This is a genomic window from Ruegeria sp. CK3 (assembly GCF_056536565.1).
On the sequence record NZ_JBQFPV010000012.1, the window covers coordinates 187561 to 200255 of the forward strand.

14 protein-coding genes and 1 pseudogene are annotated in these 12695 nt (G+C 51.8%); 4 read left to right on the forward strand and 11 right to left on the reverse strand.

All coding sequences use genetic code 11. The features are described 5' to 3' along the window. Positions 1-31: 31 nt before the first annotated feature. Positions 32-1261, reverse strand: a complete 1230-nt coding sequence (locus ACR0C3_RS19205; protein ID WP_480759984.1) for a caspase family protein — start codon at positions 1259-1261, stop codon at positions 32-34. A 167-nt stretch (positions 1262-1428) separates the two neighbouring features. Here ACR0C3_RS19205 and ACR0C3_RS19210 point away from each other — a divergent pair, with 167 nt between their 5' ends. From ACR0C3_RS19210 to ccmI, 4 genes are read left to right on the forward strand one after another with little or no spacing between them, the layout of a single operon-like run. After that, positions 1429-2517, forward strand: coding sequence for an OmpA family protein (locus tag ACR0C3_RS19210; RefSeq protein ID WP_480759985.1), 1089 nt, complete (start codon positions 1429-1431; stop codon positions 2515-2517). A 53-nt stretch (positions 2518-2570) separates the two neighbouring features. Next, complete coding sequence (locus ACR0C3_RS19215) at positions 2571-4544, forward strand: heme lyase CcmF/NrfE family subunit (RefSeq protein WP_480759986.1); 1974 nt, start codon at positions 2571-2573, stop codon at positions 4542-4544. 29 nt (positions 4545-4573) lie between these two features. Continuing rightward, the gene (locus tag ACR0C3_RS19220) at positions 4574-5029 is read left to right on the forward strand and encodes a cytochrome c-type biogenesis protein (RefSeq protein ID WP_480759987.1); all 456 of its coding nucleotides are present in this window, start codon (positions 4574-4576) and stop codon (positions 5027-5029) included. Then, complete coding sequence (gene ccmI, locus ACR0C3_RS19225) at positions 5029-6243, forward strand: c-type cytochrome biogenesis protein CcmI (protein WP_480759988.1); 1215 nt, start codon at positions 5029-5031, stop codon at positions 6241-6243. The genes ACR0C3_RS19220 and ccmI overlap by 1 nt, the downstream gene beginning before the upstream one ends. A gap of 23 nt (positions 6244-6266) precedes the next feature. On the opposite strand, the gene ACR0C3_RS19230 is transcribed toward ccmI, so the two are convergent. The 10 genes and pseudogenes from ACR0C3_RS19230 to ACR0C3_RS19275 all read right to left on the reverse strand — a co-directional run bounded on the left by ACR0C3_RS19230 (position 6267) and on the right by ACR0C3_RS19275 (position 12646). Continuing rightward, complete coding sequence (locus tag ACR0C3_RS19230; protein WP_480759989.1) at positions 6267-6749, reverse strand: hypothetical protein; 483 nt, start codon at positions 6747-6749, stop codon at positions 6267-6269. A gap of 63 nt (positions 6750-6812) precedes the next feature. Then, positions 6813-8324, reverse strand: coding sequence for a peptidoglycan-binding domain-containing protein (locus ACR0C3_RS19235; RefSeq protein ID WP_480759990.1), 1512 nt, complete (start codon positions 8322-8324; stop codon positions 6813-6815). 260 nt (positions 8325-8584) lie between these two features. Continuing rightward, positions 8585-9013, reverse strand: a complete 429-nt coding sequence (locus ACR0C3_RS19240; RefSeq protein ID WP_480759991.1) for a hypothetical protein — start codon at positions 9011-9013, stop codon at positions 8585-8587. Then, positions 8965-9333 (reverse strand): hypothetical protein, encoded by a 369-nt coding sequence (locus tag ACR0C3_RS19245; protein ID WP_480759993.1) that lies wholly within the window; start codon positions 9331-9333, stop codon positions 8965-8967. Before ACR0C3_RS19245 ends, ACR0C3_RS19240 begins: the two co-directional genes overlap by 49 nt. 130 nt (positions 9334-9463) lie before the next feature. After that, a pseudogene (locus ACR0C3_RS19250) lies at positions 9464-10003 on the reverse strand (IS30 family transposase); the annotation flags it as partial. Positions 10004-10077: 74 nt separating this feature from the next. Then, the gene (locus ACR0C3_RS19255; RefSeq protein WP_480759995.1) at positions 10078-10251 is read right to left on the reverse strand and encodes a hypothetical protein; all 174 of its coding nucleotides are present in this window, start codon (positions 10249-10251) and stop codon (positions 10078-10080) included. Between the two features lie 932 nt (positions 10252-11183). Beyond that, positions 11184-11324, reverse strand: coding sequence for a hypothetical protein (locus ACR0C3_RS19260; RefSeq protein WP_480759997.1), 141 nt, complete (start codon positions 11322-11324; stop codon positions 11184-11186). 103 nt (positions 11325-11427) lie between these two features. Then, positions 11428-11766 carry a DUF5681 domain-containing protein gene (locus ACR0C3_RS19265; protein ID WP_480759998.1) on the reverse strand — a complete coding sequence of 113 codons (339 nt, stop codon included), beginning with the start codon at positions 11764-11766 and terminating at the stop codon, positions 11428-11430. A gap of 184 nt (positions 11767-11950) precedes the next feature. Then, positions 11951-12439, reverse strand: coding sequence for a hypothetical protein (locus tag ACR0C3_RS19270; RefSeq protein ID WP_480760000.1), 489 nt, complete (start codon positions 12437-12439; stop codon positions 11951-11953). After that, positions 12440-12646 carry a transcriptional coactivator p15/PC4 family protein gene (locus tag ACR0C3_RS19275; RefSeq protein ID WP_480760002.1) on the reverse strand — a complete coding sequence of 69 codons (207 nt, stop codon included), beginning with the start codon at positions 12644-12646 and terminating at the stop codon, positions 12440-12442. It abuts the gene before it with no gap. Between the last annotated feature and the right edge of the window lie 49 nt (positions 12647-12695).

Consider the following 12695-nt stretch of genomic DNA (forward strand, 5'->3'; position numbering starts at 1 on the left):
ATTGTGCCACAGCGATTCAGAGATCTGAAACTTAAAGGCAGCCGCCCTTGGCCCAATCGCGCAGATTCACCTTGAAGCTGCCGCCTAGCGGGTGCTGTCGCTCAAGGGAACGCGTCGCACTCGAGCCGAGGTAAAACTGCCCCTGTTCACACAGCAGTTCTTTGGTCCACTGGTGGCAGTTGCTGCATTTTTGTCCTTTCCAGAGCTCTTCCGGCAACCCGTCGAACGGAGGAAACATTGGGGACGCTGTCGTAAACACTTCTTGAATGGAACGCCCAACAATCAGCGGATCGCCTTGGGAGATCGGGGTGTTAAAGGTAAATGGCCCGGACGGGATTTCTGGTTGAGTTGGCAGCTGCTCTTGTTGCAATGCCGCCAAAAGCTCTGAAGCTTCGTCCTTGAATCTGCTGTTTGGATAAATCTTCAAAAAAAGCTCAACTTGTTCGGGGGTTTTGGACTTTGAAATGGAAAGCCAGAAGTTTCTTTCGGCATCGGTGCTATCACCGCTTTGCGCTGGGGGCTGGAAATAAAAATCATTGGTCAGCGAAGAACTGTCCCACGGTGTTTGTGCCCCGCCGGTCTGTTTCAGAACTTCGACGCGAACAGATTTGAACAATTGCTCAATAGGTTGAACCTGTGTTTCGATCGCGTTGGCCAATGCAGTCGTATAGGGGCTGTTGGCGCCCAAACCGTCAGCCGCAACTTTGCCCGGTGAGGTTGCATAGGCAATAAACGACCCAACCGGCGCGTTCATTTCGGCCAACCCCTCATTCCTGAGGCCAGTTTGGCTTTCGAACGGATTATTTCGGCAGGCATCCAGAATGACAATACTGGTTTCAACCCGCGCGGCGAATAATTGACGCAGGATCCCATCTGCCTCGACACCATACAAATCAAGATCCGCCTGATGCTGGATTTTACTGTCAACGGGAAGCAAATAGTTGTTGCCGTATGACTGAACTGCATGGCCCGCATAAAAAAACAAAGCGGTTGAGTCGGTTCCGGCCTCTCGCAACGAGCGTCCGAACTCGGAAATGGCGCGTTTCATGGCGAATTGGTCCGAGTCCACGACCTTGGTCACATTAAAACCAACGCTTTCAAGAGTTTTTGCCATCAAATCAGCGTCGTTTCTGGGATTGTCGAGGACTCCTACGTGCTCGTAGCTGCCATTGCCTATAACAAGAGCAATGCGATCCTGCGCAAAACAACATGTCGCAGAAAAAAGTACAATAAAGAGAGATATGAGATTTTGTTGAAACACGGCGAGCTACTAAACTAACATCAAAGAGTGATCTTTGACGTTCAAGGATACCAGATCGGTATGAGCATTAAAAGTTTGAAAAAATGCAATTTCTTTCATTTGGTTAGAAACGCACCCCAATGCTTGGAATTAAGACAGCGTAGCATTGGCAATTGTGGAGGCACCACATGATCTTCTTATCCGGGATTTCAACTACGTATTTCAACATGCGTACCACGATCCTTGCAGTCTTGCTGCTGGTTTCGGGGTCGCTAACCGTTTCGGCGGATTCCTTGAGAGCTGGTTGGAACATTGACCCAGAGGCGTCGGAAATTACCTTCAGTTCTGTGAAGTTCGAAAAGGGTGAGCGTATTGCGGAGACGCATTCATTTGCCACATTTACCGGTTCCATTGACGAAGCTGGCGAGGCAAAGATTACCGTCACAATGGACTCAGTGGACACGCAAAACGATCTAAGAAACGTCCGGATGCGGTTTTTGTTTTTCGAAAGCTTTAAATACCCGGAAGGCGTTGTAACCCTCAAATTGACAGAGGACATGGTTCAGGGATTGGCCGTGGGTTCGCAAAAGGTCGTTTCGGTGCCATTCAATCTGAAGATAAAGGATGTGTCCAACCGTCTGGAGGCCAGTGTTCTGATCTCAGTCATTGACGAGAACACGTTCTCAGCAAAGTCTAACGAGCCGATAATCTTCTTTGTTGAGCAGTTTGGGCTTGGGAATGACCTGCGCAAAATTGCCGAAACAGCGGGTGGATTTGATATCGTCCCACAAATGGAGCTCAACTTCGATTTCGCCTTCAACCGCAAGGTCGGAGGTGCGCCACCCGTGCAAGTGGCCGAAGAGCAACAGCCGACAGAACCGGCAGCGCTGGAAACCCAAGGTGACTTTTCGCTTGAGGAATGCGTTGGTCGATTTGAAATTCTGTCTGAAACCGGGAACATATATTTCTCCTCCGGAAGTGCGCGTCTGAAGGAAGAAAGTTTTTTCGTTCTCCGCACCATATTGGACATTGTGCAGCGGTGTCCGGGGCTGCGCATCCTCGTTTCGGGCCACACGGACAGTGACGGATCAGAAGTTTACAACCAGTCCCTGTCCGAAGAGCGCGCACGATCTGTTCAACGATACCTCATCGGGCAGGGTGTGAATTCCTTCCGTCTCGTTACAACAGGCCACGGTGAATTGAGGCCGATGGTTCCAAATGACTCGGACTTCAACAAAAGCAGGAACCGCCGTATTGAATTCTCGCTTTACAGATAAGGCGTGTGTAGAATTCGCGTATGTGATCTGATGACAATAAGAGGAGGCCGCTAGTGTCGGCAGAGGTCGGTCTTTTTGCCTTGATTCTAGCTTTGATGATTGCCGTTGGGCAGGCAATCATACCTCAGATCGGGGCAGCGCGACGCGATCCAAACCTAATAGCTTTTGCCTCTCATGCCGCTTTCGCACAGGTGATTTTTGTCACCCTGTCCTTTGGTTTGTTGATGTACGCATTTGCTGTGTCGGATTATTCGTTGCTTGTCGTCGCAAGCAATTCCAACAGCGCCATGCCGCTGCATTTCAGATTGTCGGCGACATGGGGAAATCATGAAGGTTCCCTTTTGCTGTGGATACTAATCCTGTCTGTTTTTGGCGCCGCAGTCGCCGCGACGGCAATAATGCCTGAAACGCTTAAGGCCCGCGTTCTGGCAATTCAGGGTCTGATCTCCGCTGCTTTCCTGGCTTTGACGCTCTTTACCTCAAGCCCGTTCGAGAGGTTGTCGCCAGCACCTTCGGCCGGGATGGAATTGAACCCTTTGTTGCAGGATATCGGCCTGGTGCTGCATCCGCCCTTTCTGTATTTGGGTTATGTTGGTGTCTCAATCGTGTTTTCTTTCGCGATCGGAGCCCTGATCGAAGGTAAGGTGGACCCGACTTGGGCCAGGCTTGTGCGGCCCTGGGTACTGTTGGCCTGGGTCTTTCTGACGATCGGTATCACATTGGGAAGTTTCTGGGCCTACTACGAACTGGGTTGGGGCGGCTGGTGGTTCTGGGACCCTGTGGAAAACGCCTCGTTCATGCCTTGGCTGATTTGCACAGCCTTGCTGCATTCCGCGATAGTTGTCGAAAAGCGCCAGGCTTTGATCGTTTGGACCATCTTGCTGGCGATCCTGACATTTTCCCTGAGCCTCGTCGGCACGTTTCTTGTGCGCTCAGGTGTTATCACCAGCGTCCATGCCTTTGTGACCGATCCCGCCCGAGGCATATGGATACTCGGTATTTTGATCTTCTTCACTGGCGGTGGATTGCTGCTGTTCTCCTTTCGAAGCCACTCGCTGAGCGGGCAGGCGACCTTTCGAGTGATCAGCCGGGAATCCGGGCTTGTCCTGAACAACATTCTGTTGGCGGTGGCGACAGCAACGGTTTTTGTCGGTACGTTTTATCCGCTGTTTGTCGAACTCACGAGCCCCGAGAAAATTTCGGTTGGTCCTCCCTACTTCAATCGCAGCTTTATCCCGATCATGTTGCCGTTGCTTTTTGCGATCACTTTCGGGGGTGTACTGCGCTGGAAACGGGATGACGCCCTGCAAGTGTTGCGGCGCATCAGGTTTGTCGGTGTCGGGACTGGTGGCGCAATCCTGATGCTTGTTCTGTTGTTCGGCCTACGCAATCTTGGGCCAATTCTTGCCCTCGGTCTGGCTGCATGGGTGGTTTTTGGCGCTTTAGCGATCTTGGTTTCGCGCATCCGGTTGAAGGCGCGAGACTTCGAGCGAAGCTGGCAATTGGTACTTTCAACCCCAAGTTCGACCTGGGGAATGATTGCTGCGCATGCAGGTCTGGGTTTGCTTGTTGCCGGTATTACCGCGGTTTCAGCATGGCAAGATGAAGAGATCGTTGCCTTGCCCTTGGGCGGGACGGTCGAGGTCGGAGGTTACGCATTTACGCTCCAGTCCGTCGTTTTGGATCGAGGTCCAAATTATGAAGCCCAGAGAGCGCTTGTTTCAGTCTCTGACGGAACCCATGCAGCGCCCAAAGTCATGGCGGCAGAGCGGCGATACTACACCGTAAGCGAAACAGTGACGACCGAGGCGGCGATCAGCGCCCGGTTCTTAACAAACTTATACGTTTCTTTTGGGGGACCCGTCGGCGGGGAAACCTGGGTGCTTCGGATCTATTACCACCCGTTTGTCATTCTGATTTGGTTGGGGCCAGCCCTCATGGCATTGGGTGGGGTGTTGTCGCTGGCCGATAAACGAGTGCGCATCGGCGTACAGTCGCCCCATGCCGGTATGAGGTCAGCAGTGTGATCGGAGTGCTGAGGAGACATGTCTTTCTTATGGCGATCCTTTTGATCGGCACCGTTTCACCTGTCTCGGCGGTAAACCCAGATGAAATATTAGGTGATCCCAATTTGGAAGACCGCGCGCGCAATATAAGCAAAGATTTGCGGTGCGTTGTCTGTCGGAACCAAAGCATCGACGACTCAAACTCGGGCATTTCTAGGGATATGAGACTTGCCCTGCGGGAACGGTTGGTCGCAGGTGACAGCGATGCCGAAGCTGTACAGTATCTTGTTGATCGCTATGGCGAATACATCCTTCTAAATCCCCCGGTGAAGCCATCGACTTACCTGCTTTGGTCTGCGCCGGTAGTGTTATTGCTGCTGACGATTTGGGGTTTTTCCGGGCTTTGGCGATCAAGCACCAAGTCGCAATTGGTCGACGAACCGATTTCGGCAGACGAAAAGAAGCTGCTGAAGGGCTTTTTTGAGGTGGGTGGGGACAAGAGTTGATGTTGCTTCTGGTGTTCAGCCTGATGCTGATCGTGGCCGCCTTGATGCTTGCACGGTCATTTCTAAAGAGCTTCGACGCCCAGACAGACGGAAACGTCCTGGAAGCCTCTCTGCTTAAAGAGCAGATGCGGGCGCTTGAACAGGAGGCTGCGCAAGGCATCGTGTCCCAGAACGAAAAAGAGAGTCTTCAGCTTGAAATTGAACGCAGGGCGCTGAAAATTGCAAAACAGAAAAGAGGCCTCGAAATGAGCGGAAGCCGCGATGCAGTTCGGATAGTCGGAGTGGGTATAACCATGGGGTGGGTTTGCCTGGGAAGCGCGGTGCTTTACCTGTCGATAGGTCGGCCTGACCTGACGGACGAACCGCCGCAGGCAAGCCGCATTGCCGATTTCGTGGCTGCGAATGTCAGTGGTTTAGCCGCTCCAACAGCTCCACTGCAAAATGCGCAGCCTGTGGCGGATGTAGACACGATGATAGCACGTTTGGCATCCCGTCTGGAAAACGCCCCTAGCGATGTGGAAGGTTGGAAAATGCTGGGGTGGTCATATACCAAGACCGCCAATTTCCCCGCTGCTGTTCAGGCTTATGCGCGCGCGGTCGCGCTGCGGCCCAACGATGCTGAACTTCTTTCTCTGTATGGCGCCGCGGTTGTCGTAAATTCAGATGGAAAGGTGTCTCAACATGCGCGGGACGCGTTCCTCAAGAGCCTTGATCTCGACCCGGGCAACGCCAGGGCTGCTTATTATGAGGGGCTTGCATTGGACCAGAATGGGCAGAAACGCGATGCGTTGACGCTGTGGATGGAACTTGCAAATCAAGCATCCGAAAACGCTGAATGGCGTCCGACTATGATGAACCGTATCCGTGAGATTTCGGCTGAACTGAACATATCCGTAGAGCCTTCCCAGTCGCGAACTTCGGTGCCGCGATCTGGGTCAGTCGGCCCGACGGCCGAACAGGTTGAAGCCGCCAATTCATTGAGCGCCAATGAAAGGCAGGCGATGATTTTGTCGATGGTCGAAGGGCTTGCACAGAGGTTGGAACAAGACCCGAACGACCCGGAAGGATGGGCAAGGCTGATCCGGTCCTACACTGTGCTTGGTGACCGGCCTCAGGCGGAAAGCGCGCTGTCGAAAGCGCGCCGTACCTTTTCCGAGAACCCGCTGACTTTGTCGCAGTTTGACAATCTGGCCATGTCATTGGGCTTGAACTAACGGCATCGGTTGGGTCAGAGGTTCTATTTTGCCGCTCTCTTGGCCGTCACTATATGCGCGATGAGCGCGGCCCAGAAACTCACAACCCAAAGTATGGCCGGCCCGGATTGAGGTTTGGGGGGCGTGGGAAATTCGTAGCCGTCTATCTTGATCTCGGTGTACAACTCCTGCGCTTTCTTGACGGCGGCACGACCGTAACGCGCCAGCATCTCTTCTTGTTCTTTTTGGGCTTTCAAACGTTTTTGTAATTCGATCCGTTGCAGTTCGATGCTCTTTTGGATTTCGAGAATGCGCGCTTCGTTGGCTTTGGCAGATGCAACCATGCGCTCACTGACTTTTTTCGCCTTTTCGATTTCTTTTTGGATCTTGTCCAATTGGGATTTGACGGACTTACGGGCCGCCATTTTCCTTTTTTGATCGGCTTTATTCAGCGCAACGTTTTTTTTTGATTGCGCGGCGTTTTGCCTGGTTTTCGCAGGATTTCTGGAGGAGGGTGGCGCGGCCATAAGAAAATCTCCCTTTCAAAAAATTGGACTTTTTAACATTTTCTTGAACGGACCATTCAAAGGTCAATTGGTTTGCATGGTTTGTTTTTTCGCAATCTTTACGGCCCCGGCTGCGATTTTTTTACCTTTGCTTCCGCCAGTCACAGTCTCGGAAATTTTCTTTTGCAAAGCCTGTGGCGACATCGGGCCTTTCCATTTGTCGTAGACCTCCGCAAGGACGTTATCGAGCTGGCTTTTCACCTGATCGTCTATGTATTTTTCAACCAAGGCCTGGGTGCGCTTGTCGATCATGCCGATGTGGATTGTCTTCCCCTTGGCTTGCTTGGACAGTTCTTTCAACACCACATCCCAGATTCTCTTACGATCCGCGGGATCTAATGCGCCGGATGCCTTTTTTGAGAACGCTTCGATCACCTTGCCCAGCGGGCTAAGTGCTGCGCCCGAGACGAAATTATTGCAAAGGTTTCCGATGAATTTGTCCATCGTGAGTTTCGGGTCGCCTTTGAGGGCATTTGCAGTGTCTTTGACCGCTCCTTCAAGGGTATTCTTAGCTCCTTCCGTCACTAGGAAAAGCGCGACGCGTCTTAGTGTTGCCGTCGACAACAACTTGAAACCCGTCTGTTTGGCAAGTTGCAGCCCAAGCTTGCTGACCATCGCTTCGACCACATGCTTTCCACCCCCGCCGCCTTTGGCAATTACCCCCAGAACTCCTCCAACTCCGGTGTCGATCAGGGTGCGCTTAATCGCCCCCCCGACGGTCCAGTTTTTCTGACCGGCGGATAGATTCCCGATTTCGGTTGCTACGCTTTCGGTGGCCGACACAGCGGCCCCGCCGATCACCGCCGAAGCCACAACGCTTGTGCCAAGGGCTGCGCCAGCCATCGGGGCGGCAAAAGTACCCAGAAACGCGAAAGAGCCGGTTTTGGTGAAGGTTAAAACGGTTACCCAATCGTCACCGCCATCTATCATTTTCTGCCGGTAAATTTTCATTCGGTAAGAGGCGTCGTTGATCACGGCCTCTGACTTGGGTGCGATCGAATAATACTTTTGCAGGTCTCCCGACGACACGGCTGCGGCACAGGCCTCATAAGCCTTGCGCGCCCGGCTGATTGCCGATTTCGGTGGTAGATCGACGCCGCGGGTTGTCTCGATGCAAAAACTTACAAACCATTGGTCCTTGTTGAGATCAGCCATATAGATCCACTCTGCTTCGGTTCTTGCAACCGTTGTACGCATTTGCGCGATCGGGCCGGATTTGAGCTGGGCAATCAGCTTCTTCCTTTGCGCAGCGTATTGCCGCTCGGATAAACCGATAACGCCCTTGGATGATTTCACGAAGAGTTTTGGTTGCTCTTTGTCAACCTTTCCGGATTTGATCGTTCGCGCAATCAATGAAGCGGTATCGCTATCAATCTCACCGGTTTTCTTTAGGCCGCCCATACCTTGCAATACGCGCAATGCGTTCTTGGTTTTTTCCCCGACAATACCATCGATTTCCAGCAGCGGCTTTGGCTTGGTGACACGGTTAAGCATCTCTTGTAATTTTTTTGATTTCCCAGCTGGTAATTCGGCCATAACTGCCACCCATTAAATAAAAAAATCCTTATGGAGCGACCTTAATCACTAGTTTTTTCAGGCGCTATACATAAAGTTTGGAATGTTGCACCTCGCATTATGATCACGAGTAATCATAAAAAAAATTAAAGTTAAGTTAACGTAATCCGCCGAAAACCCCAATGTGTTTGGTTCGACCGAATCTGATAAATATTTGATCAAAAACCTTTGCCCGGGTGAGGCGGAGTCTTACACAAGGTTAATGATGGCTGAGTATGAAATCAAAAACTAATTTTCTCATTGTACCCCAGAGGTTTCTTTGCAGTGAAATTTTTCACGGAGATAGGTTTGGTAACATTGATCTGAACAACGCCCGTTCCGGGTTTGTAGTTTTTACGTGCTTCTTTCCATTGCTCTTCTGTCATTTTCGTGCGGCAAATTCCGCCGATGGTATTGGTGTAGCCTTTGAAGTCCACATTCGACAGGCTGAGTTGCGAAGCTTTGGCGACAAAGACATGCACACCGTTTTTGAATGTGCCGCTGTTGAACCCCAAGAGGGTTTCCAATTGTTTGGGTGTCTTGCCTTTTGCGGCTGATGCTAAAGTAAAGTAGCCCTTTCTGACACGCTCAACATTTCGGTCCGCGGCGACTAGGCGCAAGATCAACCTGCTCTTCTTTGCCCAATTGTCCAGCGTGTTCTGCTGGAGCATTTGCACCATTTTTTTGCGATCGAGAAAAATGACGTCCTGTCGTCTACTTGCCAGACTAGCGGGTCACCGACTTTTTTCCTCAAATAGCCGGGTTTGTGCTTCTCATCGGCGCGCAGAAATCCGACATGTTGTAATTTCGCCGCTTTACCAAGTGGGTACAAAGGAACGCCATCCTTTTTTAGGGGTTTGCCGATGACGCCTCTGTCGATCGGTAGTTTCACGGCAAACACCACCAATTCCTGCTCAGGCTTAAGGTTTCCTAGCCCAACCATTTTTGCCAAGTGCATTCCAGTTTTTCCTCCAATTTTTTTGGCTTCCACGGCCAAAGGAGTGCTCGGCGGAGTTTTGGATTTTGAGAAAGCAAAAAATGTGGGGTTTCCCTTTGTTCCACATGTTGGAAACCGCTAAGCTAATATCTATATTCACAAAATTCCTCCTAGGAACACTCTACTAGAGTATCATATTAGGTTCTTTTCTCAAAACGTCGTCTAACGGGACTTTGTCCGGTTCCTCCAGCATTTTTTGGCATAACGCCTCGGCGGGAGTCTTCCAACCCAGGCGTTTTCTGGGCATTGCATTGAGGCGGTCCAGATCATTCTCAATTCATAGTCTGAGACCGCCGTGAGGTCGCGCTGGTGGGAAGCCAGCGCCTGCCCCTGCGAATTTTGTTTTCGACGGTTCCTTTCTGCCATGGAGAAGATGGGTCGCAGAACCACGTTTGCGTTCCGATCTTAGTTTGAAAGAGCGGTCAGCTGGCGAACTCGGTGTGGCGGTCAAATGTGATGGGTATTCGAGCCAGTAGAGGCCGGTCGCGCACCGTTTTCATGATCTTGCCATAACTGGTCTCGTACGCTTGTTTGGGTTCTTCAGCAGCACCGTGAACCGGCTGAACCGTTCGACCAGCGACGTCACATTCGACTGTTCAAGGCTCTGTTTGAACCGCGTCCAATCGCACTCCCAGTGTCCAAACTGACTTCGAGGCGCCACGTCAGGCCATCCAGCCGGATCAGCTTCTGACGACAAGCCCGTGTGGAATACGCAGTTCGTTGTGCGTTGACACCATATTAGCTACTCAAATGAGGCAATTCATCATCTTCGAAACGGTTGCGATTGATTTCCCGATTGACGGTTGAACGATGCCTGCCGATCTCGGCCGTGATCTTGCTCACACGCAGCTTTGCGTTCAATAAGTTCTCATTCGCCCGCTGCTCGCGTAGATCCAGCTCTGTGTGTTCCAATCTCCGTTCTCCTTGCTTTTCAGCAAGGTAGGGGATCTGTCGCAACCCAGTTTAGAATGTGCCCCGGCTACACCGCAAAAGCGCAGAAGCTAAATTTTGGTAAATTCCTGGACGACCAGCCATTCAACGTTCAAGTTCAGTCTGGGAACATGTGGCGCCTGTAAGCTGTCCGTGTTTCTAAGTCTTGGAGCTTTTGGTGATTTGAGGGGTTGGTCGAGGGGGTAAGGACCAACCCCTTATCCTCACCCGTGAGTGAGTGGAGGTGTTTGTAGTCTGACACACTGTGACACCAAAGCTGTTGGGTTAAAATTGGGGAAACCCCGTATCGCCCAGTTTTGCGGCGAAACGATTTGTTTCTGGGTCCGAAACGGAAAGTTTCACAATGAATCGTGGACACAATTTCGCCACAATGCGATCCTCTGACCGTGGGTGACATGTTTGTTTTTTAGAACGTTCTGGTTTTTCCGACTGGATTCGAGGGGGTTAATTGGTTCGGCGTGTCACCCAACGAATCCCTTAAGCAACCAACGATAGCAAAGAAGTGCTTTCCGCTACGTCAGCAAACTTCGCACGTCTCTTTCATCAAACTGTCACAATTCAAACATTCACGTGCGATAGCGGGTAAGTGCGGCGCGTCTTGAATGGGGTTTGCGATTGTAAATGAGGGGGTACGAGTTCGGCGCGTCGTACCTGTTTTCATTTACTAGTTTTTGCTGACAGCAATTGGTTGGTCAGTGCCATGCAAAACGCCAGCCGAAAACTGGCAAGAATCGACCTTTGTTTTCGGTTCTAAGCGCTTTCTCGCATGCTTCATCAAGGCGAGTACTTAAGTTATTGAAGTCTTCGCCGTTGAACCGTTCAACGTTAATGTCTTCCAAACCGTCTATTTTGGCTTTAGCGAAGAAAATAATAGGCTCGTACTTTTCGGAAAATTAGCCAGTGGCGACGCCTAAACCTGAGACCTCGTATACGAGTTTGCCATCTTCGGAATAAAACTCGACTTTGGGCAAGGCAAGGATCGGACCGCTTTCGGACACCTGTTCAAGCTTTTCTAGTCTTTTTCTTACACTCATTTCTGCGCCTCCAATGCCGTGATCCGGCGCTCCAGTTCGCTTGTTTCCAGCACGCGCCTGTACTGCTCCAACAGTCCCATGACCGTGGCGCCCTAAAATGGCGTCACTTCGCCCTGGGAAACCGCCTGTAAGACCGCCTGAGCGGCCTCTGAGGCGTCCACAGCGGATTTGATAGGGGCAGGTCGAAACTAACCGGGGCGTCCTTCCTCGTAGGCGCTATCCGCTCTAGACAGAGACGCAGGGCCGTGCTGTCGCCCTCTAGCGCCATTTCCACCGCCTTTTGGGTGATTGCTTCAGACTGTCCCTCAAGCAGCTCCTCAACGGCGCGCGTGACCTTGTGACGTGCTCCTCGGGGTCTTCCTGAGTTGCCAGCTGCGAAAGTGCCGTCCGGATTTCGCTCGTCCGTTGTCATGCCGTTTTTTCGGTCTGATTCATCCGTCATTGCTCATTCCTCGCTTGTTGGATTGTTAGTGCAGAACGTGTCCGTTTCCCCCAGACCCCCTGGTAGATTAAAGATGTCTTAAATATTGCGACGGGAGACCTGCCGAAATCGGGTGTTTTCGTCGCAAACATTGATACGGCCTGTCGCATTTATTGCGTCGCCTCCGTTTTTCTCGTCGCAAATTCTACGACGGTCTCGTCGCAGTTTTTGAGACAGGGTTTTGTTTTTCCGCGTTTGCCAGTTGGGTTGTGATCGGGGCTTTGACGACTGCGAAATCTGAGCCCTTCGACCACTGCTTGTACAACCTTCTGCCGGACTCGCCGTGTGCGGTTGGCAGTGCAATCTCGGTGAGTTCAAAGAGCGGAGAAGATGCGACGCCGCTGATGCCCAGCTTTGGTGGACGCGTAACGGCTATGAAACCCTTTGCTTGAAGTTCTCTAAACGCTTTGGCAGCGGTGTTGTATGACACTCCCAAACGCTCAGCGGCTTGTCTGACGCTTAGACAAATCTTGCCGTTATTGTTGTATTCTGCACCGTGCCATTCCAGCCTCAGCCATGGGTAGAGTGCCTGCGCCGTTGACGAGAGGGCCCGCCAAGCGGGCTCCTCCATCATGTTTCTGACAAGCTTGGTCCAATGCTCGCCGCGTTTCTCGTTCTTCCTGTCGCGCCCCATCTACGTAGCCTCCGCGTTGCTGAGCGCGTCAACGAAATCGGGAAGCAACTCAGCCCGAAATGAAACGCCCTGTTTGCGAGGGCGCATCTCACCTTCTTCTGAGATGTAATTGACCCGGATGTTGATTAGGTCGTGCCCCCGGAAATCATCTCGGCTGACACGGTATTCCTCGCGGCTGTTCTTGGGGATCTGGGTAATGAGGGCCATTAGCGACCCTCGCCGTAGTAAAGGGTTGCTACGATGCGTGCAGCGGCTT

What these genes read in the sequence shown, in the direction of transcription:
- ACR0C3_RS19210 (WP_480759985.1), top strand. Translation starts at nt 1,429, where the DNA reads ATGATCTTCTTATCCGGGATTTCAACTACGTATTTCAACATGCGTACC.
- ACR0C3_RS19220 (WP_480759987.1), top strand. Translation starts at nt 4,574, where the DNA reads ATGGCGATCCTTTTGATCGGCACCGTTTCACCTGTCTCGGCGGTAAAC.
- ccmI (WP_480759988.1), top strand. Translation starts at nt 5,029, where the DNA reads ATGTTGCTTCTGGTGTTCAGCCTGATGCTGATCGTGGCCGCCTTGATG.
- ACR0C3_RS19230 (WP_480759989.1), bottom strand. Translation starts at nt 6,749, where the DNA reads ATGGCCGCGCCACCCTCCTCCAGAAATCCTGCGAAAACCAGGCAAAAC.
- ACR0C3_RS19235 (WP_480759990.1), bottom strand. Translation starts at nt 8,324, where the DNA reads ATGGCCGAATTACCAGCTGGGAAATCAAAAAAATTACAAGAGATGCTT.
- ACR0C3_RS19240 (WP_480759991.1), bottom strand. Translation starts at nt 9,013, where the DNA reads ATGCTCCAGCAGAACACGCTGGACAATTGGGCAAAGAAGAGCAGGTTG.
- ACR0C3_RS19260 (WP_480759997.1), bottom strand. Translation starts at nt 11,324, where the DNA reads ATGAGTGTAAGAAAAAGACTAGAAAAGCTTGAACAGGTGTCCGAAAGC.
- ACR0C3_RS19265 (WP_480759998.1), bottom strand. Translation starts at nt 11,766, where the DNA reads ATGACGGATGAATCAGACCGAAAAAACGGCATGACAACGGACGAGCGA.
- ACR0C3_RS19270 (WP_480760000.1), bottom strand. Translation starts at nt 12,439, where the DNA reads ATGGGGCGCGACAGGAAGAACGAGAAACGCGGCGAGCATTGGACCAAG.
- ACR0C3_RS19275 (WP_480760002.1), bottom strand. Translation starts at nt 12,646, where the DNA reads ATGGCCCTCATTACCCAGATCCCCAAGAACAGCCGCGAGGAATACCGT.